This is a genomic window from Nocardia sp. NPDC050630 (assembly GCF_044457245.1).
Classification (GTDB): Bacteria; Actinomycetota; Actinomycetes; order Mycobacteriales; family Mycobacteriaceae; genus Nocardia.
Genome location: NZ_JBITGN010000026.1, coordinates 1 through 20,107 on the forward strand (window position 1 = coordinate 1; position 20,107 = coordinate 20,107).

18 protein-coding genes are annotated in these 20,107 nt (G+C 66.6%); 4 read left to right on the forward strand and 14 right to left on the reverse strand.

The window, feature by feature from the left end; all coding sequences use genetic code 11:
- Window positions 1-349: 349 nt before the first annotated feature.
- From hisH to ACIBG0_RS37195, 6 genes are all read right to left on the reverse strand, one after another.
- Complete coding sequence (hisH, locus tag ACIBG0_RS37170) at window positions 350-985, reverse strand: imidazole glycerol phosphate synthase subunit HisH (RefSeq protein ID WP_397039444.1); 636 nt, start codon at window positions 983-985, stop codon at window positions 350-352.
- Window positions 982-1,596 (reverse strand): imidazoleglycerol-phosphate dehydratase HisB, encoded by a 615-nt coding sequence (gene hisB, locus ACIBG0_RS37175; RefSeq protein WP_397039446.1) that lies wholly within the window; start codon window positions 1,594-1,596, stop codon window positions 982-984. Before hisB ends, hisH begins: the two co-directional genes overlap by 4 nt.
- A 23-nt stretch (window positions 1,597-1,619) precedes the next feature.
- Complete coding sequence (locus ACIBG0_RS37180; RefSeq protein ID WP_397039449.1) at window positions 1,620-2,753, reverse strand: histidinol-phosphate transaminase; 1,134 nt, start codon at window positions 2,751-2,753, stop codon at window positions 1,620-1,622.
- Complete coding sequence (hisD, locus tag ACIBG0_RS37185; protein WP_397039451.1) at window positions 2,750-4,087, reverse strand: histidinol dehydrogenase; 1,338 nt, start codon at window positions 4,085-4,087, stop codon at window positions 2,750-2,752. The genes ACIBG0_RS37180 and hisD overlap by 4 nt, the downstream gene beginning before the upstream one ends.
- A gap of 189 nt (window positions 4,088-4,276) precedes the next feature.
- Window positions 4,277-4,564, reverse strand: coding sequence for a putative quinol monooxygenase (locus ACIBG0_RS37190; protein WP_397039453.1), 288 nt, complete (start codon window positions 4,562-4,564; stop codon window positions 4,277-4,279).
- Between the two features lie 16 nt (window positions 4,565-4,580).
- Entirely contained in the window at window positions 4,581-5,621 is a 1,041-nt protein-coding gene (locus ACIBG0_RS37195) for an aldo/keto reductase (protein WP_397039456.1), read from the reverse strand.
- A gap of 143 nt (window positions 5,622-5,764) precedes the next feature.
- On the opposite strand from ACIBG0_RS37195, the gene ACIBG0_RS37200 reads away from it, so the two are divergent.
- On the forward strand, window positions 5,765-6,622 hold the full coding sequence (locus ACIBG0_RS37200; protein WP_397039458.1) for a helix-turn-helix transcriptional regulator: 858 nt from the start codon (window positions 5,765-5,767) through the stop codon (window positions 6,620-6,622).
- Between the two features lie 27 nt (window positions 6,623-6,649).
- On the opposite strand, the gene ACIBG0_RS37205 is transcribed toward ACIBG0_RS37200, so the two are convergent.
- The 5 genes from ACIBG0_RS37205 to ACIBG0_RS37225 all read right to left on the reverse strand — a co-directional run bounded on the left by ACIBG0_RS37205 (window position 6,650) and on the right by ACIBG0_RS37225 (window position 13,428).
- On the reverse strand, window positions 6,650-8,308 hold the full coding sequence (locus ACIBG0_RS37205) for a serine/threonine-protein kinase (RefSeq protein WP_397039461.1): 1,659 nt from the start codon (window positions 8,306-8,308) through the stop codon (window positions 6,650-6,652).
- Window positions 8,309-8,425: 117 nt separating this feature from the next.
- Window positions 8,426-10,174 (reverse strand): penicillin-binding transpeptidase domain-containing protein, encoded by a 1,749-nt coding sequence (locus tag ACIBG0_RS37210; RefSeq protein WP_397039463.1) that lies wholly within the window; start codon window positions 10,172-10,174, stop codon window positions 8,426-8,428.
- Between the two features lie 108 nt (window positions 10,175-10,282).
- Window positions 10,283-11,140: an arylamine N-acetyltransferase gene (locus tag ACIBG0_RS37215; protein ID WP_397039465.1), complete on the reverse strand. Its 858-nt coding sequence runs from the start codon at window positions 11,138-11,140 to the stop codon at window positions 10,283-10,285.
- 60 nt (window positions 11,141-11,200) lie between these two features.
- A complete protein-coding gene (locus ACIBG0_RS37220; RefSeq protein ID WP_397039467.1) occupies window positions 11,201-12,196 on the reverse strand; it encodes an alpha/beta hydrolase family protein in 996 nt (331 codons plus the stop codon).
- A gap of 20 nt (window positions 12,197-12,216) precedes the next feature.
- Entirely contained in the window at window positions 12,217-13,428 is a 1,212-nt protein-coding gene (locus tag ACIBG0_RS37225; protein ID WP_397039469.1) for an MFS transporter, read from the reverse strand.
- Between the two features lie 106 nt (window positions 13,429-13,534).
- Here ACIBG0_RS37225 and ACIBG0_RS37230 point away from each other — a divergent pair, with 106 nt between their 5' ends.
- Complete coding sequence (locus ACIBG0_RS37230; RefSeq protein WP_397039471.1) at window positions 13,535-13,870, forward strand: ArsR/SmtB family transcription factor; 336 nt, start codon at window positions 13,535-13,537, stop codon at window positions 13,868-13,870.
- A gap of 103 nt (window positions 13,871-13,973) precedes the next feature.
- A complete protein-coding gene (locus ACIBG0_RS37235; protein ID WP_397039473.1) occupies window positions 13,974-15,152 on the forward strand; it encodes a winged helix DNA-binding domain-containing protein in 1,179 nt (392 codons plus the stop codon).
- Window positions 15,153-15,155: 3 nt separating this feature from the next.
- On the opposite strand, the gene nadC is transcribed toward ACIBG0_RS37235, so the two are convergent.
- From nadC to nadA, 3 genes are all read right to left on the reverse strand, one after another.
- Window positions 15,156-16,016 carry a carboxylating nicotinate-nucleotide diphosphorylase gene (gene nadC / locus ACIBG0_RS37240; RefSeq protein WP_397039475.1) on the reverse strand — a complete coding sequence of 287 codons (861 nt, stop codon included), beginning with the start codon at window positions 16,014-16,016 and terminating at the stop codon, window positions 15,156-15,158.
- Window positions 16,017-16,053: 37 nt separating this feature from the next.
- On the reverse strand, window positions 16,054-17,799 hold the full coding sequence (locus tag ACIBG0_RS37245) for an L-aspartate oxidase (protein WP_397039478.1): 1,746 nt from the start codon (window positions 17,797-17,799) through the stop codon (window positions 16,054-16,056).
- 102 nt (window positions 17,800-17,901) lie between these two features.
- Complete coding sequence (gene nadA / locus ACIBG0_RS37250; protein ID WP_397039480.1) at window positions 17,902-18,945, reverse strand: quinolinate synthase NadA; 1,044 nt, start codon at window positions 18,943-18,945, stop codon at window positions 17,902-17,904.
- Window positions 18,946-19,039: 94 nt separating this feature from the next.
- Between nadA and ACIBG0_RS37255 the strand changes: the two genes are divergently transcribed.
- Complete coding sequence (locus tag ACIBG0_RS37255) at window positions 19,040-19,798, forward strand: NUDIX hydrolase (RefSeq protein WP_397039483.1); 759 nt, start codon at window positions 19,040-19,042, stop codon at window positions 19,796-19,798.
- Window positions 19,799-20,107: the final 309 nt, after the last annotated feature.

The following is a 20,107-nucleotide window of genomic DNA, read 5'->3' on the forward strand; positions in this document are numbered from 1 at the left end:
CCACACGGGGGTATGAATAGAATCGGAACCAAAAAATATTTGGCACTGACATTCATCGACACACTATTGAGTTCTCAAAGAACACACGCACACACATTCACTTCGGAGTAAATCCGGGCTTCAGTGAGGCAACTTGGTGAAGCTTAGCTCAGTCGACTCCCGACACAAAATCAGGAACCTTCCGAACCAGTGTGATCGTCAGGCGCTCCTCGTCCTACCTCGTTTCCCAGGCCGCTGTGCTCAACGTTTCCGCTGCGCTTTGGGCTCCGGGTCGGTGTCCGTGTCGCTCTGACTCGAATAAAGTTACTTACCACCGTGCACGATGTCAAATCGCCTGGCCAGTGGGTGTTTACAGCGAGTTCACCCAATTGCGAAGCAGCAGTGCCCCCGCATCACCGGACTTTTCGGGATGAAACTGCGTCGCCGAGAGCGGACCGTTCTCGACGGCCGCCAGGAATGGGACGCCGTGTTCGGCCCAAGTGAGCTTCGGCGCGGCGAAGTGTTCGCTCGGCGGCAGGTCCCAAGTCTGTGCGGCATAGGAGTGCACGAAATAGAAACGGGTATCGCTGGCCATTCCCGCGAACAAGACACTGTCGGTAGGAGCCGACACCGTGTTCCAGCCCATATGCGGGAGCACAGGTGCGGACAGACGCTCGACTACGCCCGGCCATTCCGCACATCCTTCGGTTTCGACACCGAACTCCACGCCGCGCTCGAACAGGATCTGCATGCCGACGCAGATACCGAGCACCGGACGACCACCGGCCAACCGCTGACCGATGATGCGCTCCCCTTTCACCTCCCGCAGCCCCGCCATGCACGCGGCGAACGCGCCGACGCCGGGCACGACGAGTCCATCGGCGGCCAGCGCGATATCGGCATCGGCGGTCACCTCGACGTTCGCCCCGGCGCGGATCAGCGCGCGGTGCGCGGAGTGCAGATTGCCGGAGCCGTAATCGAGCAGCGCGACGGATTTCGTTGTCACAGTGTCCCCTTCGTCGACGGCACACCGCTCACCCGCGGATCCAGCTCGACGGCAGCGCGCAGTGCCCGCGCCACCGCCTTGAATTCGGCCTCGGTGATGTGATGCTGGTCGCGGCCGTACAGCACGCGCACATGCAGGGCGATGCGGGCGTTCAGCGCGATCGATTCGAATACGTGCCGGTTGAGCACGGTGGAATACGGCGCGCCGGGCCCCGAACCGGGAATCACCGCGTGCAGCAGGTGATCGGGTTCGCCGGTGTGCACGCAGTACGGGCGACCGGAGACGTCGACCGCGGCGTGCGCCATGGTCTCGTCCATCGGAATGAACGCATCCCCGAAGCGACGGATGCCGGACTTGTCGCCCAGTGCCTTACCCAGCGCCTGGCCGAAGACGATGGCGGTGTCCTCGACGGTGTGGTGCGCCTCGATCTCGATATCGCCCTCGGCGCGCACCGTCAGATCGAAGCTCGCGTGGGCGCCGAGCGCGGTCAGCATGTGGTCGTAGAACGGGACGCCGGTGGTGATATCGGTCTTGCCGGTGCCGTCGAGGTCCAGTTCGACAACGATATTCGATTCCTTGGTGACGCGCTCCACCCGCGCGGTGCGATTCATCTTTGCTTCCTCCACAGGCGGATTCATCGAATGGTGAGGTCGGTATCGGCCAAAGTGCCGCTGACGCGCAGGAATTCGTCGTTCTCGGCGGCCAGACCGATGGTGGCGCGCAGATATCCCGGAATACCGACGTCGCGGATCAGCACGCCGCGGTCCAGGTAGTGCTGCCAGGCCAGGGCGGCGTCGCTGAAACGACCGAAGAGCAGGAAGTTGGCATCGCTGGGGATTACCTCGAAACCCATGATGGCAAGTTCTTCCGCGACCCGGTCGCGCTGTGCCGCCAGTTCGGCGACGCTGGCGAGGGTTTCATCGGCGTGGCGCAGGGCCGCGCGGGCGGCGGCCTGGGTGACCACCGACAGGTGGTACGGCAGCCGCACCAGCAACATCGCCTCGATCACCGCGGGGGCGGCGACCAGATAGCCGAGGCGGCCGCCCGCGAAGGCGAAAGCCTTGCTCATGGTGCGACTGACCACGAGTTTCGTCGGGTACCGATCGATCAGGGCGATCGCGCTGGGCTCGGCGGAGAATTCGCCGTACGCCTCGTCGACGACCACGATGCCGGGCGCGGCGGCCAGGATCCGGGCCAGATCGGCCTGCGCGATGCTGTGTCCGGTCGGATTATTGGGGCTGGTCACGAAGACCACATCGGGTCGGCGCTCGGCGATGATGGTGAGCGCGTAGTCGATATCGAGAGAGAAATCGGCATTGCGCTTGGCCTCGACCCATTCGGTATCGATGCCCTCGGAGATGATCGGATGCATCGAATACGACGGCACGAAACCCAGTGCGCTGCGGCCGGGTCCGCCGAAGGCTTGCAATAGCTGCTGCAGGATTTCGTTGGAGCCGTTGGCCGCCCACACGTTGGCCGTGTGCACCGCGATGCCGGTTTGGCGGGTCAGGTATTCGGCCAGGTCGCTGCGCAGCGCAACGGCGTCGCGGTCCGGGTAGCGATGCAGGTCGGTGGCGGCGGCGCGAATGGATTCGGCGACGTCATCGATGAGGGCCCGGCTCGGCGGGTGCGGGTTCTCATTGGTGTTCAGCTGCACGGGCACCGTCAATTGTGGTGCGCCGTATGGCTTCTTGCCGCGCAGATTCTCCCGCAGCGGCAGGTCGTCCAGGCTGATATCGGAGCCGGGCACGGTGATCTCGGGGATCATGCCAGTGCCTCGAATCGTGCTTGTACGGCTTGGCCGTGTGCGGGCAGATCCTCGGCGTTGGCCAGCGCGACCACGTGACCGGCGACGTCTTTGAGTGCGGCCTCGGTGTATTCGACGACGTGGATACCGCGCAGGAAGGTCTGCACGCTCAAGCCCGAGGAGTGCCGCGCGCAACCCGCCGTCGGGAGTACGTGATTGGATCCAGCGCAGTAGTCGCCCAGGCTGACCGGTGCGTAAGCACCGACAAAGATCGCGCCGGCACTGCGCACCCGGGCCGCGACGCCCGGTGCGTCGGTGGTCTGGATCTCCAGGTGTTCGGCGGCGTAGGCATTCACCACACGCAGACCCTGCTCGATATCGTCGACCAGCACGGTGCCGGATTGCTTGCCGGACAATGCCTCTCGTACCCGGTGTGCGTGCTTGACCACCGTCATCTGGGTGGTGAGCGCGGCATCCACCGCATCGGCGAGTTCGACGCTGTCGGTGACGAGCACGCTGGCGGCGAGCACATCGTGTTCGGCCTGGCTGATCAGATCGGCGGCGACGTGGACCGGATCGGCGGTGGCATCGGCCAGGATCGCGATCTCGGTGGGGCCCGCTTCGGCATCGATCCCGACCAGGCCGCGGCACAGACGCTTGGCGGCGGTCACGAAGATATTGCCGGGACCGGTGATCAGGTCTACCGGCTCGAGCTGCGCGCCATCGGTGTCGATACCGCCATAGGACAGCAGCGCGATGGCCTGTGCACCGCCGACGGCCCACACTTCCTCGACCCCGAGCAGCTTCGCGGCCGCCAGGATGGTCGGGTGCGGCAGCCCGTCGTGCTGCGCCTGCGGCGGCGAGGCCACCACCAGCGAGTCGACACCGGCCGCCTGCGCGGGCACCACATTCATCACGACGCTGGACGGGTAAACGGCATTGCCGCCGGGCACGTAGAGCCCCACCCGCTCGACCGGCACCCACCGCTCGGTGACCGTGCCACCCGGGACGACCTCGGTGGTGGTATCGGTGCGTCGCTGATCAGCGTGCACCTTGCGGGTCCGTTCGATCGCGACCTCGAGCGCGGTGCGCACGGCTGGATCCAACTTCTCCAATGCGGCATCGAGTTCGGCCGCGGGCACCCGCACGCTCGCCGGAATCACGCCGTCGAATTGCTCGCTGAACTCCAGCGCCGCCGCGACCCCGCGGTCTCGGATCGCCTCGACCACCGGTCGCACCTGATGCAGCACCGAGTCCACGTCGACTCCCCCGCGCGGCAGCGCGGTGCGCAGCTCGGCAGCGGAGGGAGTACGGCCGCGCAGATCAACGCGGGCGAGCTCGAGGCGGGATGTCATGAGGTCTGCGATCCTGTCTGTCCTGATCCGTGGACGCCGTGCCCGACGCCGAGCGGTGGGTATCTTCCGCTCCGCTCCAGCTACCAGCCTATCGGTCCGGCGCCACCCGTTATCCGCTGCGGTGCCCGGATGTGTCGGGAAGTACGGCCGCCCGCCCCGGTCCGATAGTGGACCGGGGCGCGGCGGATGTCATGCCGCGACGAGACGCTTGATGATCATCGGTTCGGCGAGGATCTGGTCGAGTACGTCGCGCACGTGGAAGAAATGTGGCGTCGTGAAATGTTCGTCCAGGGCTTCGGGGGTGGTCCACTCCTCCACGAGGACCATGTGGGATGGGTCGTTGGGGTCGCTGTATGGGTGGTAGGTCAAGCAGCCTGGCTCGGCAAGTGACGGTTCGATCATTGCTTCCAGTGCCGTGCGCAGGCGGTCTTCGCGACCCGAGGCCGCACGGAATTCGGCGACAACATGCAGTGTCATGACAGTTCCTCAGAAATTACGGGCGAGCAGGGCCGGTGCCCGCGCCGGTGGTGGTGATGGCGGTCTCGATTGCGGCGAGGTCGTCGGTAGTGAGCGCCAGGTCACGGGCGCCGAGCCAGCCGTCGATCTGAGTGGCGTTACGCGCGCCGACGATCGCGCCGGTGATGCCCGGCCATGCGGTCGCCCAGGCCAGGGCCACCTCGGCGACGCTCACACCATGGCGGGCCGCGATCGGGCGCATGGCTTCGACGAGGGCGAGCTTGGCCGACAGGCCGGTGGTGAAATCCGGATGCGAACCACGCCAGTCCTCGTCGGACAGGTTGCGCAGGCGCTCCTCGGTGAATGTGCCGGTGAGCAGGCCCGATTGCAAGGGTGAGTAGACGATCACGCCGGTTCCGTTCTGGTGCGCCCAGGCGATATCGGCCGCGGCCGAGCGATTGATCGCGGAGAACGGCGGCTGGATCGCGTCGACATGGGCGATGGATTCGGCGATCGCCAGTTGGGCCGCGTCATGGTTGGACAAACCGATCGCGCGGACCTTGCCTTCCTTTTTCAGATCGGCCATGACCTGCCAGTACTCCTCGAGCGGAGTCGCCTGGTCGTTGGCCTCGCCCTCGGCGCCGTAGACGAAGACCGCGCCGGTGTCCGGCCAGTGCACCAGATACAGATCGATGTGGTCGGTCCGCAGCCGACGCAGCGAATCCTCGATTTCCTTGCGCACTACCTCGGGCCGCATGATCCGGCGCGGCGGGCCGGAGCGGTCGTCGTTTTCTTCCCAGATCAAACCGGTTTTGGTGACCAGGTAGGGCCGCTCGGCCTCCGGGATGTCGGCGAGTGCGCGGCCGACCACATCCTCGGCATGCCCGACTCCGTAGGCGGCCGCGGTATCGATCCAGTTGATTCCGGAGTGCACCGCGTGCCGAATTGCGGCGATCGAGTCGGCGTCGTCGATGGCGCCCCACGAGTACTCCCAACCGGATCCGCCGAAGACCCAGGTGCCGAATCCGAGGGGGGTGATGTCCATGCCGGTGTCGCCGAGAGGGCGGGTGTTGCTCATTGTGTCCGTCTCCGTTCACCGCCGGAACCGTTCCGGCGATGACCACTACTTTCGGCGCGGACAGCGGCGGTAAACAGCGCCGCACGAGCCTGGGCACACCATGACCAGGATGCGGCCGGGCAACCGCCGGGATACTGGACGACATGAGTCTGGATCGACGTGCCGAACTCGGCGAATTCCTACGTTCCCGGCGGGCGCGGCTCAGCCCTGAGGAGGTCGGATTGCCCGACTACGGCAGCCGACGACGGGTGCCCGGTCTGCGCCGCGAGGAGTTGGCCATGGTCGCCGGGGTCAGCGTCGATCACTATGTCCGGCTGGAACAGGGCCGCACCCTGCACTTTTCGGAGTCGGTGCTGGATGCCGTCGCGCAGGCGCTGCGCCTGAATCCGGTGGAGCGCGAGCATTTGTATCGGCTGGCGCGGCCGTGGTCCGGCGAGGAGCCACCGGCCGAACAGGAAGTCCGCCCCGGACTGCGCAGACTGCTCGACGCCGCCGCCGACGTGCCCGCATACATCGTGGGCCGTGGCACCAATGTGCTCGCCTGGAATTCCCTTGCCGCCGCGCTCATTACCGATTTCGGTGCACTACCGCCGCGCGAACGCAATCTCGCTCGACTGGTCTTCCTCGACGAGGGGATGCGCGAACTCTACGAAGACTGGACGGCCAAGGCCGCTGATGTCGTGGCGTATCTGCGCCTGGATATGGCGCGCAGTCCCGGCGATGCCGCAATCGCCGCACGCATTGAAGAATTGAGCACGAACTCCGCCGATTTCGCCACCATGTGGCAGCGTCACGAACTCAAGGACAAGACGCACGGGCGGTACATATACCTGCACCCGGTGGTCGGGCGACTCGATCTCGGCTTCGAAACCCTGCGCCTGCCCGACGATCCGGATCAGGCGCTCATCATGCACACCACCGAACCGGATTCGCCGAGCGCGACAGCGTTGCAGTTGCTGGCGACATGGGCGCGGACGTCGGCACGATCCGGATCGCGCTAGGCACTATTCGTTGCGGGACAACTCATTTCAGCGAGCGTCGGCGCCGCGGGTGTCGCTGTCGATGAGTGGGGCACCGCTGCCAGGGTTGATCAACCGCAGCGTCACCGACCTGTTCTGGCCCGCATAGGTCACGCTGGCCACATTGACATCCACCGAACCGTCTGAGCTGGTGCCCGTACCACCACCGGCCGCATCAACAGTGTTGAAGCCCGTGACACGATTCTGCGTCCAGTAATCCTGGAAGGCCGACTGCGTGCCGTAGACCCGCTGGGCAGCGGGAGTCAACTGTTTCCACGCAGCAGGGAATCTCAGATAGATGAGGTTGTTGTAGAAGTCCACCACCTGATCGATGGATTGCCGCGAATCCGCCGGGCCGACGCTCTTCGTCTGCCCCGGCGCACCAGCGGCAGCCGTGGAACTGGTCCCCTTGGACACCGACGATGAAGGCGGACTCGCTTGCACCGACGGCGTATTGGTGCCCGACTGATTCAACGCACCGATCAGGATGGCCACGACGGCTACCACCGCACCGACGGTCGCACCCACCAATACGGCCTTGCGCTTGCCACCGGACTTGCGCAGGGCCGGACGCGGCTGCGTCGCGGTCTGCGGATGCGCGGCGGTCCGCGGGTGCGACGCAGCCGAGTTGTTGGGACGAGCGGAATTTCGCGGCGGCGGTGCCGGACGTGGCTGCCGCGCGGTCGGCTGATGCTCCGGCGTCGGATTCGTGGGCGGCCGCAGCGCACGGGTCGCGGATTCGCCGCGGCGACCGAAAGCCTCACTGGCGGGCACGAATCCGGCGTGCACGGGTGCGGAACCGGCATCCGCGAGCGCGGAAAGATGTTCGCGGGCCGCACGCATGGTCGGCCGCTCGGTAGGGTCCGGGCTCAGCAGATCCAGCAGGAAGTCGGTCGCGGGACCCGCGTGTCGCGGTTCGCTCACCTGGCCGTTCGCCGCGGCGTAGAGCACGGCGAGCGGGTTGGCGCTGGAACCGTACGGCGGTTCGCCCTCTAGTGCGTGGAAAAGGGTTGCACCCAAGGCGAATACATCGGCGGCGGGCGTCGGATCGGCACCGCGCGCCACCTCCGGGGCGAGATAGGCGGCGGTACCGCAGATCAGGCCGGTCTCGGTGAGGGTTACGTCACCGGTCGCGCGGGAGATGCCGAAGTCGGTGATCTTCACGGTGCCGGTGTCGTCGAGCAGGATATTGCCCGGTTTGACATCGCGGTGCACGATGCCGGCGTGATGCGCGGCGATGAGCGCCGAAGCGACCTGCTCACCGATCCGCGCGACCTGGGTCAGCGGCAGCATGCCCTGCGCGGAAATCACTCCGGCCAGACTCTTCGACTTCAGATACTCCATCACCAGGCACGGATCGCCGTTGTGCTCGGTGATATCGAAGACCACGATCGCATTCGGATGCTGGAACCGCGCCGCATTGCGGGCCTCGCGGAACGCGCGCTGACGCACCACGTCGCGCTCGGCTTCGGGCAGGCTGGGCTTGATGTGGATCTGCTTCACCGCGACCGAGCGCTGCAGGCGTTCATCGACGGCACGCCAAACAACACCCGTGCCGCCGCTACCAATCCGCTCGACCAGGCGGTAGTGCTCCGCGATCAATTGACCGGTATCGATGGCGCCTACTCCGAACCTTCTCGAGATCGTGACATCACGCGTATTGACCATCAACGCGTTCCGCCGATGAGTGTAGCGGGGCGCAATCCTCAGCACGCGCCTGCGGGGGTATATTCGCCCGCCCACAACGCGCCGAATGCTAATGCAGTGCGGATTCGACAGTGTTGCTCAATGCCGTGCACGCAGCATACGGCCTGCGGCCTCCACAGCCGGACCCGAGCTGTTCGCGTCGCTGACGAATACGGCAAAGGCCAGGTCACCGTCGATGCCGACGAACCAGCCGTGCGCGTGCTTGTCATCGATGTATTCGGCGGTGCCGGTCTTGCCGATCAGGCCGGGAATATCGCGCAGGGCGGTGGCGGTGCCGCCGGTAATGGTTTCGCGCATCATGGTTTTCAGCTGGTCATCGGTCGTCGGCGGCAGTGGCGGCGGGGTGTGATCCGCCACGCCGGGCGCTGCGTCGACGACCATCGGCAGCGGCATCGATCCGCGCGCGATGGATGCGGCGACCAGTGCCATTCCGAATGGTGAGGCTGTCACCTTGCCTTGACCGATACCGGACTCCACACGCAGCGCCGGGGTGTCCGCGGTCGGCACCTTGCCGGTGACGGTGGTCAGGCCGGGTGTGACGAAGTCGATGCCGAGGCCGAGTTGGGCCGCGGCATCGGTCAGGCCGTTCGGTGCGAGATTCACCGCGAGTTGCCCCATGGTGGTGTTGCAGGACTGAGCGAAGGCGGTGTGCAGAGGCACGTTGCCGAGGTCGAAGTTGTTGTCGTTGGGGATGCGCCGGCCCTCGATATTCGCGGTCGCCGGGCAGGGCAGCACGGTGTCGGGCGTCACCGCCCCCGATTGCAGTGCGGCCGAGACCGTGACGGTCTTGAAAGTCGAACCCGGCGGATACAGGCCGGTGAGTGCGATCGGTCCCTGGGCGTCGGCGGCGGCGTTCTGCGCGACGGCGAGCACCTTGCCGGTGGAGGGTTGCAGTGCGACGATCGCGGCGGGCTGGCTGATCGGCGTCAACGCGCTCTCCGCGTAACGCAGCAGATCGGTGTCGAGCGTGGTCACGATATCCGCCGTGGGTTCGGGATCCTGACCGGCGACGCGTTCGGTGCCGTCCGCGGTCTGGGCCCGCACCGCCCAGCCTGCCGCCGCGTCGGCGGAACTCTGCCAGAGTTCGGCGAGGCCGGACAGCACCGGTGATGCGAGAGATTTATCGGTCGCGAGCAGGCGGGTCTGCGGTGCCAGGGTGACGCCAGGAACGGCGGCCAGCGCCGTCTGGATCGGGGCGATATCGGCGTCGCGCAAGGTGACCGCGGTGATCGGCTTGCCCTGGGCCGCAGCCAGATCCGATTGCAATGACTGTGCCGTGATATCGGGGGCGATGGGAGTGAGCAGGGCCGCGAGCGCGGCGGTGTCGGCACCTGGGGCGACGTTCACCACGGTGACCACCTGCTCGGTCATCAACTCACCGCCCGATGCCTCGAGCACACGTGCGGGCTTCGGATAGGTGGTGGCGTAGTTCAGCGGGCCGCGCGCGAGACCGGGTGCGACGGTATCGGGATCCCATTTGATCTTCCAGGCGCCGCCGGACTCACTGGCCGACCCGTTGGTGGTGTAGCTCCATGCCTTCTTGCCGTCCTTGCCGAACTTCCAGGTGGCGGCAAGGGTGAACGAGTTCTTATCCGCGCTGCGGAGCTCGAATTTCACATCCTTGCCGAGCCCGTCGTAGAGCTTGCCCAGCGCATCCGAGGCCTTGGCGGGATCGTCGGTGAGTGCGGCGGCCGCGGCGACATCGTCGCGGGTGAGCGCATCGGCGAACTGCCCGGCGACGGTGTCGGGCTGGTCCGGCCCAGAACTGCAACCTAGGGCCAGGACGGTGGCTGCGAACAGAACGAGAAGATTCCGGTTGGCACGCACCCCGCCGACTCTAATCGCCGATCGAGACCAACTCGGGTAGCCCGCACGGAGGATGCCGCACTTCTGTCGCGATCCGGGTGGACCGCGACAGGTGCGAATGTGCGGACTTCAGGCGAGCCAAGGCCCCTGGGCGAGCGCTGTGGCGTCGGGTTCGGACAGGTCGATATCGAAGACCTCGGTGAGGACTTTCGGAAGTTCGGCGAGTTCGAGTTCGCGGGTTTCGCTGGAGCCGTCTGGATATTCGGTGATGAGGGTGAGGTTGTCCAGTACATGGTGGACGTCCGGGAGGAAGCGCTGCACGAACGGTCGGGCGGTGAACGGTGAGCGCGGTGAGGTGGAGACGAAGTGGTTGCCGACCGCGAAATCGATGCGGTACTGCGGATTGAGCGTGAAGGTGTAGCGGTCGATCCAGCCGTCGCGGCCGAATTGGTGCAGCACCCACAGGTCGCTGTCGAGTTCGCCGGTGGTGTGTTCGAGCCGGAAGCGCCAGTCGCCAAGTGCGAATTCGCCACCCTCGACCAATTCATAGGGCGCGAGTGGTCCGGAGCCGAACCCGACATCGCAGATCCAGACACGATCGTCATCGCCGGTGGTGACGCGCAGCAGGGCGTGGGTGGCCGGGCGCAGACCGTCGGATACGCCCATGGTGACCCGGCCGCTGAGACCGGTCACGCCGAAGCCGAGCCGTTCCAGTGCGGCGGCGAACAGGCCGACGTTCTCGTAGCAGTAGCCGCCACGTCGGTGCCGGACCATCTTGTCCTGCAACGATTCCAGATCCAGCGGGACGGGGCGGCCGAGGATGGACTCCAGATTCTCGAACGGGATCGTGGTGGTGTGCGCGTGGACGAGGGCTCGCAGGGTGGCCAACGTCGGGGTTCGGTCGCCGGTGTAGCCGATGCGCACCAAGTACGCGTCGAGATCCAATTCCGCGCCGTTCCAGTAGTACGCGGGGTCATTCGGCTGCATTGCACCTCTCCTTGGATTCGGTTCTGCCCGAATGAACCACACCGCACCGGCAGGTGTTCCCTAGGCAGCGCATTTGGCGTTCGGCGGCGGCGCAGGAGCGGTCACGATGTCGCGGGCGACATCGACCATATAGTCGCGATCGGAGCCGTCGACGGGTTCAGTGCCCAACAGCAGACGCTCGACGACGCAGCCACCTTCGAAGTACGCGGGACCGATGCTGTGATCGCCGGGCACCACAGCGCCGTTCAGATCGCGGCCGGTGACGATGGTGTACATCGATGTGGGCTTGCCCGCGGCGAGTAGTCCGGTTCGCATTTCCAGCGTGGCCGGGTACGGCACCACATCGTCACCGGTGCCGTGGATGAGGAAGGCGCGTTTCATGCTCATCCTGGCGGCAAGGAGAGCGGGCGAACGTTCGGCATAGGCTTGCGGGCAGACGATCGGGGCGCAGCCGCCCGCATCGCGTTCGATCTGGGCGGGCAGTGCGGGATCGACGCCCGCCGAGGCGAGCCACATGGTGAAATCGTCTGCGGGGCCGTAGTTGTCGACCCAATAGTCGAACAGTCCCTGCGGACCGTGCGCCACCGCGAGTCCGCTCATGGTGCCGCCCTGGCTCCAGCCCCACAGCACGGTGCGGCCGATCGTCGGATGTTCGTTCTTGTACCACTGGGTGGCGGTGACGATATCGCGCCAGCCCGCCCACAGATTCCAGTCGCCGGTGCGCCAGACGCTAGCCGCGCTGCGGGCGTCCATGGACAGGATGGGGGTCGCGGTGCGGCGGGCGATCGCGGTCAGATATTCGGCGTAATCGGCGGAGGTGCCGTCGTGGCCGTGGACCGCGACGACCAGATCGCGCCGCGGCAGATCGTCCGCCGCACAGCGATACGGTTCGTATACCCGGCCGGTGGCGTCCTCGCCGTCCACCGTCAGGGTCACCGGCCGCACGTCGACTTGGACCGCACATTCCGGATCGGCCGAAACAGACGGTGCGACAAGACTTGTCGTCGAAACCGCGGCGAACAGCGCACAGCCGAGCATCAGCAGTAGGTGCCTCATCCTGGAATGATGACATGCGGTTATCGCTGTCCGGTCGCGGCAAAGGGGCGCGTCACGACGAATACCGCGCCGAGCACCGCGGCCGCAGCCACAATGCCGCCGAAGGTCGTCGCGCCCGCAGGCAAACCGACTGCGTCACTGAGGAATCCAGCCGACAGCGGGAGCAGTGCGGCGGGCAGATAGCCACCGGCGTTCTGGGCGGCATTGGCCTCGGCGAGCCGCTCTGCGGGCACGCTCGCGCTGATGGCCGTGAGACCGCCGAACTGGCCCATGCCCTGGCCGATGCCCGCGAGGATCGCGGCGGCGGTGAAGAACGTGAGCGATGACAGCCGCAGCGCCGCGAGCAGGCTGATCATGCTGAGCAGTGTCGCCGCCGTGCCGCCGAGCAGGATCGTGCGCACGCGCAGCCGCCGCACCGCGAATTGGATGCCGGTGGCGCCGAGGAACATGACGAAGGCCAGGCCACCCGCGAGCACTCGGTTGGTGGCGCCCAAGAGATTCGACAGGATCGAGGGGCCGAGCGAGAGCACGAATGATGTCGCGGTGATGCCGGGCGCGAACACCGCGATGCCGAGCAGCACGGCGGTGCGTCCGCCGGGTGCGACCGCGGGGATGCGGATCCATGGGCCGCGTCCGCGAGCGCCGCGGGGCAAGTCGAGCCGCGCTACGACCGCGAAAGCCGAAGCAAGCAACATGATTTCGACCACGAAGATGGCGATGGTCGGGCCCGGAACGAGCTCTGCGAGCAGACCCGCCAGCAACGGGCCGAAGCCAGCGCCGAGCACCATGGCCGATGAGGCCGCCAGTGCGGCAGCACGTTTGCGCTGCGGGCCGCCGATATCGGTCACCGCCGCCATCCCCGCCGAGACGGCCGCGCCGACCGCTATTCCGGTGAGCAGGCGCGCGATCGCCAGCATCGCGACCGAATTCGCGGTGGCGAACAGGACGCAGGCGAGCATCGCGAGGAGCACTGCGGGCAGCAGCACGGGTTTGCGGCCGATGCGGTCGGAGACCACACCCGCGATCAGCAGCGCACCGAGCAAACCAACGATGTAACAGGCGAATACGGCGGTCAACGTGCCCGAGGAGAAGCCGAGCCGGTGCTGCCACACGACATAGAGCGGAGTCGGCGCATTCGAGAGCACGAAAACCGCGAGCACCGGCCATGCCGCCAGCCATACCGCGCCGTCGCGCCGCCCCTCGGTTTCCGGTTTCGCCATGAGCGTCGTCATCCCGACCTCCTATTTCGAAATTTCTCGTACTGGTACGACGAAGGTCGAACTTAACACCTAGTACGATAGAAGTCGAACTAAGAAATCGCGATCCACAGGAGAGCCGATGCCATCGACCGACACCGTCGCGACCACGCTGCCCGAGCCGACGCGCGCCGAACTGCGGCTCGAGGATGTACTCGGCGTGCTCAGCGATCCGCTACGGCTGAGCATGGTGCAGAAATTGCTGCTCGAATCTCCCGAGACCGATCGCTCCTGCGGCTGGTTCGACATCGATCGGCCGAAATCGACACTGACACATCATTTCCGGGTGTTGCGCGAGGCCGGTGTCACCCGTCAGCGGCAGTACGGATTGGAGCGCCGCAGCCGGGTGCGGATCGAGGATCTCGATGCGCGTTTTCCGGGCCTGCTCGATCTCGTGCGTGCCTGGCAGCCGACGTAATTGGCCTGGAATTTCGATCAGGACGAGATCGCGGCGGTGCGGACGTGCCAGACGCTGCGGGTGGACCCGCAGCAGTTCGGCATCTGACCGCTAGTATTCGCATATGCGTTCGATTGATGCGGCGGAACGGCGGGCCCGGCTGGCGCGACGGCATCGGCTCACGCCGACGTGTCGCACCGACGACGTGGCCGAGATTGTCCGGTCCCTGGTTGTACTGCATGCGACCGATCCTGCGACGGTGTATCTATCGGTGGGCGCGCGTAGTCTCACCGCCGAACCAGCTCATGTCGAAAAGGCGCTGTACGACGATCGGACATTGCTGCGCCTGCTCGCGATGCGGCGCACGATGTTCATCGCCCCGATCGAATTGCTGCCGGTATTGCAGGCGTCGTGCGCGGATGCGTTGGCGGACAAGCAACGTCGCACCTACAGCAGGTTCATCGAGCAGGCCGGAGTTGTCGACGGGGATGTGCGCGCGTGGCTCGCCGATGTCGAAGACGAAACGCACAAGGCGCTTTTGGCACGCGGGGCGGCGACCGGCGCGCAGCTGAGCAAGGACGTACCTCGGCTGCGCACGCAGGTCGATGCCGCTCCGGGCAAGGCGTATTCGCGGCCCACCAGCATCACCACATGGGTGCTGGTAATTCTCGGTGTCGAGGGACGCATTGTGCGCGGTCGACCGAACGGCAGTTGGACAAGCAGCCAATACACCTGGTCGCCGATAGAAACCTGGCTGCCGCAAGGCGTTGCGACCGTGTCCGCCGATGCGGCTCGCGCCGAACTCGTCCGGCAGTGGCTCTACGCATTCGGCCCCGCCCCCGTCACCGATATCAAGTGGTGGACCGGCTGGACACTCACCGAAGTCCGCAAGGCCCTGGCCCAACTCGATGTGGTGGAGGTCGATCTCGACGGCACCACCGGGCTACTACTGGCCGACGACCAGGAACCGGCCCCCGAACCCGAACCATGGGCCGCACTACTCCCCGCACTCGACCCCACTCCCATGGGCTGGCAGTCCCGCGACTGGTACCTCGGCCCACACGGCCCGATGCTCTTCGACCGCAACGGAAACGTCGGGCCGACCATCTGGTGGAACGGCCGCATTGTCGGCGGCTGGGCCCAACGCAAAGACGGCGCAATCGCCCATCGCCTATTGGAAGACATCGGCTCCGAGGCAGAATCGCTCATCGAAGCCGAAGCCGCCCGCATCGCCACCTGGTACGGCGACGTTCGCGCCATTCCTCGATTCCGAACCCCGTTGGAACGCGAACTCACCGCCTGACCGCTACATGTCCAAGCCGAGGTCGAGGACGCGCACCGAGTGGGTCAAGGCGCCTACCGCTAAATAGTCGACGCCGGTTCGGGCATAGTCGGCGGCGTCGGCGAGGGTCAGGCCACCGGAGGATTCGAGTTTGGTCTCGGGGGCCTGGGCGTTGCGACGTTGGACGGCGGCTTGGGTTTGCCAGAGCGGGAAGTTGTCGAGCAGGACCAGTTCGACGTTTTCGGCCAGGACGGCCTCGAGTTGTTCGAGGCTGTCCACTTCGACCTCGCAGGCGATATCGGGGGCCAGGTCGCGCACGGCGCGCAGGGCCGCGACCACCGAACCCGCGGCTACCACGTGGTTGTCCTTGATCAGTGCCGCATCGCCGAGGCCCATACGGTGGTTGACGCCACCGCCGACGCGGACCGCGTACTTCTGCAGGGCACGCAGGCCGGGCAGGGTTTTGCGGCTGTCGCGGATGCGGCAGTTGGTGCCCGCGACCGCATCCACCCACGCGGCGGTGGCAGTCGCGATACCGGACAGGTGGCAGAGCAGGTTGAGCATGGTGCGTTCGGCGGTGAGCAGGCCGCGGGTCGGCGCGACCAGCCCGAGCACGGACTGTCCCGGCTCGACCCGGGTGCTGTCGGCGACCCGATCGGTGATTTCGTAATTGCCCGCACCGATCACCTCGTCGAGCACGAGCAGGCCGACATCGAGTCCGGCCACGGTGCCCGGCTGGCGCGAAACCACCGACGCCTTCACCACCGCGTCCGCGGGAACCGTTGCCACAGTGGTGATATCGGGACCGTAGCGCAGATCCTCATCCAGTGCGGTGCGGATCAGGGCCAGCACCTCGTCACGATCCAGGCCGGTATCCAGTTCCATCAGTGCGCTCCTCGTCCTATCTCGTACATTGCCTCGGTCATGAGGCGCTGGGGATGGCGTCCTGAGTCCACGTGGTGAGGTCGAGGCCGTCGGGGGCGGGGACGGGGTGGCCTTCTGGGCCCAGACGCACTGCACGACTGTGGTGTTGGTGATCGTCGGGGATCGGGTGGTCGGAGCGGGTGTGCGAGCCGCGGCTTTCGGTGCGCGCCGCTGCCGAGAGCAACAGGACCTGGGCGGTGAGGGTGAGCGCGGCGTCCTCGAATGCGGTGATGCGCTGCGCCGCGGCCGCACCGTTGAGCTGTGCGGTCTCCTGCACCGCCACGTTACTGCTCAGCGCCGAGAGGTCGCTCACCACCGAGAGTTCGCTCGCAGCACCGCCCGCGAATCGCTGATTGGCACTGGTCAACTCGGCACGCAACCGACTTGCCGCACTGTGCGACACCGCATCACGCAACCGCGCGGCCGCCTCCGCAAGCCCAGCGGCATCGCGAACCACCGAGGCATGCGATGTCATCGACTGCTGCACCAGGGCGCGGGCCGCGCGCGGAATGGTGTGGAAGGACACGTCGGTGACATGCGCTTCCACATCGACACGTTCGGCGGCGGCCACTCCGGCGCGCTCACCGACCACCAGTCCTTCGAGCAGACTGTTGGAGGCCAGCCGGTTGGCACCGTGCAGCCCGGTCCGCGCCACCTCACCCGCGGCATAGAGACCGGGCACCGCGGTCCGGCCGTGGGTGTCGGTCACGACACCGCCGCATTGGTAGTGCGCGGCGGGTGCGACCGGAATGAGATCGGTATGCGGGTCGATCCCGGCGGCCAGGCAGGATGCGGTGATCGTAGGAAAGCGTTGCGGGAAGCTGTCGATCGCGCGGGCGTCGAGATAGACGTGATCGGCGCCGAGGGCGCGCATCCGCGCGGCGATCGCCCGTGACACCACATCGCGCGGTGCCAGATCACCACGCGGGTGTACGCCCGCGGTGACCGAATGCCCTTCGGAATCAACCAGTATCGCTCCCTCGCCGCGGACCGCCTCGCTGATCAACGGGCGTCTACCGAGCCCACCGGGGGTGTAGAGCACCGTCGGATGGAACTGCACGAATTCCAGATCGGCCACCGTCGCACCGGCCCACAGCGCAAGCGCGATACCGTCGGCGGTCGCGCCCGGCGGATTTGTGCTCAGCGCGTACAGCTGACCGAGCCCGCCCGTGGCCAGCAGCACCGCCGGTGTGTGCACGACCCCGAAGCCGTTCTCGGACACCGCGATCACGCCCTGGACGCCGGACCGCCCGGTGACGACTTCCAGCGCCGCGGCGCCGAACAGAACCGGCAGTCCCGCCGCGTTCAGCGCGCGCTGCACCTCGGCACCCGTGGCGTCACCTCCAGCATGGATGATCCGTCGCGTGCTGTGCCCGCCCTCGCGGGTGCGCGAGATCTGACCGTCCCGCGCGAGATCGAAGACCGCGCCCAGATCGGTCAATGCGGCGACGGCGGCCTGACCGCCCTCGACGATCGAGCGCACCGCGGCCTCGTCACACAGTCCGGCACCGGCCTCGACCGTGTCGCGCACATGCGATTCCACCGAATCCTCATGCGGCGCGACGACAGCGATACCACCCTGGGCGTATTGGGTCGCGGTATCGGTCGGGCCGCCCTTGCTGAGGATGAGCACTCGCAGACCGCGCAGCGACGCCGTGCGTGCCGCGGTCAACCCGGCGACGCCACCGCCGATCACGACCAGATCGGCGGCGGCTTCCCAGTCGATCCGCGGCGCGGTGCTCATGCCTCCGCCTCGCTGGCAGCGTGACCGCTACCCACGGCCCCGGCGATCATTGCGCACCGCCACTCCGGACGAGCGCGCACACCGCGCTCCGATCGCAGCCGTTCATTCGCCGCCGCCCGGATTGCCGATTTCGATCATGCGCTGCACCGAATTGCGGGCCAGCGCGGCGGTTTCCAAGTCGACGTGCACCTCATCGGTGTTCTCGACAAGCGAGCGCAGCAGCGCCGCCGGGGTGATCATCTTCATGTACTTGCAGGACGCACGATCGTTCACGGCCTGGAAGTCGATGCCGGGGGCGGCCTTGCGCAGCTGATGCAGCATGCCGACCTCGGTGGCGACCAGGACCTGATTCGACTTCGCGGCCTTTGCGGCGTCGATCATCCCGCCGGTCGAGAGAATGTGCACCCGATCGGCCGGGAACGAGCCCTCGCCCGCGAGGTACAAAGCCGAAGTGGCGCAACCGCATTCGGGGTGCACGAATAGTTCGGCATCCGGGTGGGTGCGGGCCTGTTCGGTCAGCTCGTCGCCGTTGATCCCGGCGTGCACGTGGCATTCGCCCGCCCAGATGTGCATGTTTTCCCGGCCGGTGACCCGCTTGACGTGCGCGCCGAGGAACTGATCCGGCAGGAACAGCACCTCGCGGTCGGGATCGATGGAGGCGACGACGTCGACGGCATTCGAAGAGGTGCAGCAGATATCGGTAAGCGCCTTCACCGCGGCGGTGGTGTTCACATACGAGACGACCACCGCGTTCGGGAATTCGGCCTTCCAGGCCCGCAATTCGTCGGCGGTGATGGAATCGGCCAGCGAACAGCCCGCCCGCTGGTCCGGAATGAGCACGGTCTTCTCGGGGCTGAGGATCTTGGCCGTCTCAGCCATGAAGTGCACACCGCAGAACACGATGGTGTCCTCGGGCGCCTCGGCCGCGATGCGCGACAGCGCCAGTGAGTCACCGACGTGGTCGGCCACGTCCTGGATCGCGGGCAATTGGTAGTTGTGCGCGAGAATCGTCGCGTTGCGTTCCCTGGCGAGGCGTTTGACCTCGGCCGCCCACTCCGGTGTGGCCTCGACACCGGAGAATCCGGTCGGGCCATCGACTACCTGCCCCATCAGCGGGGGCGCCAGCTTCACACCCATGGTCGCCATGGATGGCTCCTCTCCTCGTGCGCTCGGCCCCTTGTGCCTATTCACATGCCAGCCGATTCACACCAAACCAGGTTTTCGACTTATAATCGAAAACGTGGCCCATAGTAGCACCATCCACGAAACCCTTACCGCGGTGTTCCAGGTTCGGCGCTTCTCCGAGGACATCACCGCAGGTAGCAGCCCTGCGCGCATGACAGATGAGCTGATTCGACCATGTCCGCCCGGTCAGCGGACCGAACTCGCGGTGCTGCTGTGGGAGCGCGCACTCGACCCACAAAAGGGCACCTGGTCGTTGCCCGGCGGGCGACTGCGCGATGACGAAGACCTCACTGTCTCCGCCCGTCGCCAGCTCGCCGAGAAGGTCGATGTGCGTGAGCTGGCGCATCTGGAACAGCTGTCGGTATTCAGCAATCCGGACCGGGTGCCCGCGCCGCGCCGGATCGCGTCGGCCTATTTAGGTCTGGTGCCGCTGACCGCGGACCCGCAGCTGCCCTCGGATACCACCTGGCATCCGGTTTCCCAGCTGCCGCGCATGTCGTTCGATCACGGCACGGTCGTCGAACACGCGCGCACCCGGCTCGCCGCGAAGCTCTCCTACACCAATATCGCCTTCGCACTGGCACCGGAGCGCTTCACCATGTCCACGCTGCGCGAAATCTATTGCGCCGCACTTGGTTACGACGTCGACACAACGAACCTGCAACGAGTCCTCGCCCGCCGCAAGGTGATCACGCCGACCGGCGCGACCGCATCCCCCGGCCGGGCGGGTGGACGCCCCGCAGCGGTCTATCGGTTCACCGACTCCGAACTACGAGTCACCGACGAATTCGCCGCATTGCGCCCACCCACCTGACCTCCCGCGATCGCCTGCCCCACGATCGCCCCCTGGTTCGGCGCCCCGAAACCGGTCGCCGAGCCCGAAATGGACTGTGCCGTGGCCACTGCCGTAGGGGCCACGGCATCCGAGCGTGCCCTCGTCACCATCGACCAGGGCACTCCCCTTCTACTCGGACAGCCCGCCGGGCACACCTAGGTGCCCGGAGCTCAAAATGCACACCGGCCAGATGCACGGGAACGCGGCCGGAGCATCGACCCGTGTGACCGTCACCTCGCACGGCGGTTCGGCGGCCGCTTGCGCTGCGCCGGAAATCACTCCGATCGC

Excerpts from the sequence above, each read along its gene's own strand:
- ACIBG0_RS37230 (WP_397039471.1), top strand. The coding sequence starts at position 13,535 with ATGCCATCGACCGACACCGTCGCGACCACGCTGCCCGAGCCGACGCGC.
- ACIBG0_RS37200 (WP_397039458.1), top strand. The coding sequence starts at position 5,765 with ATGAGTCTGGATCGACGTGCCGAACTCGGCGAATTCCTACGTTCCCGG.
- ACIBG0_RS37225 (WP_397039469.1), bottom strand. The coding sequence starts at position 13,428 with ATGACGACGCTCATGGCGAAACCGGAAACCGAGGGGCGGCGCGACGGC.
- nadC (WP_397039475.1), bottom strand. The coding sequence starts at position 16,016 with ATGGAACTGGATACCGGCCTGGATCGTGACGAGGTGCTGGCCCTGATC.
- ACIBG0_RS37180 (WP_397039449.1), bottom strand. The coding sequence starts at position 2,753 with ATGATCCCCGAGATCACCGTGCCCGGCTCCGATATCAGCCTGGACGAC.
- ACIBG0_RS37190 (WP_397039453.1), bottom strand. The coding sequence starts at position 4,564 with ATGACACTGCATGTTGTCGCCGAATTCCGTGCGGCCTCGGGTCGCGAA.
- ACIBG0_RS37205 (WP_397039461.1), bottom strand. The coding sequence starts at position 8,308 with ATGGTCAATACGCGTGATGTCACGATCTCGAGAAGGTTCGGAGTAGGC.
- ACIBG0_RS37195 (WP_397039456.1), bottom strand. The coding sequence starts at position 5,621 with ATGAGCAACACCCGCCCTCTCGGCGACACCGGCATGGACATCACCCCC.
- ACIBG0_RS37215 (WP_397039465.1), bottom strand. The coding sequence starts at position 11,140 with ATGCAGCCGAATGACCCCGCGTACTACTGGAACGGCGCGGAATTGGAT.
- nadA (WP_397039480.1), bottom strand. The coding sequence starts at position 18,945 with ATGGCGACCATGGGTGTGAAGCTGGCGCCCCCGCTGATGGGGCAGGTA.
- ACIBG0_RS37245 (WP_397039478.1), bottom strand. The coding sequence starts at position 17,799 with ATGAGCACCGCGCCGCGGATCGACTGGGAAGCCGCCGCCGATCTGGTC.
- ACIBG0_RS37235 (WP_397039473.1), top strand. The coding sequence starts at position 13,974 with ATGCGTTCGATTGATGCGGCGGAACGGCGGGCCCGGCTGGCGCGACGG.
- hisB (WP_397039446.1), bottom strand. The coding sequence starts at position 1,596 with ATGAATCGCACCGCGCGGGTGGAGCGCGTCACCAAGGAATCGAATATC.
- ACIBG0_RS37220 (WP_397039467.1), bottom strand. The coding sequence starts at position 12,196 with ATGAGGCACCTACTGCTGATGCTCGGCTGTGCGCTGTTCGCCGCGGTT.
- hisD (WP_397039451.1), bottom strand. The coding sequence starts at position 4,087 with ATGACATCCCGCCTCGAGCTCGCCCGCGTTGATCTGCGCGGCCGTACT.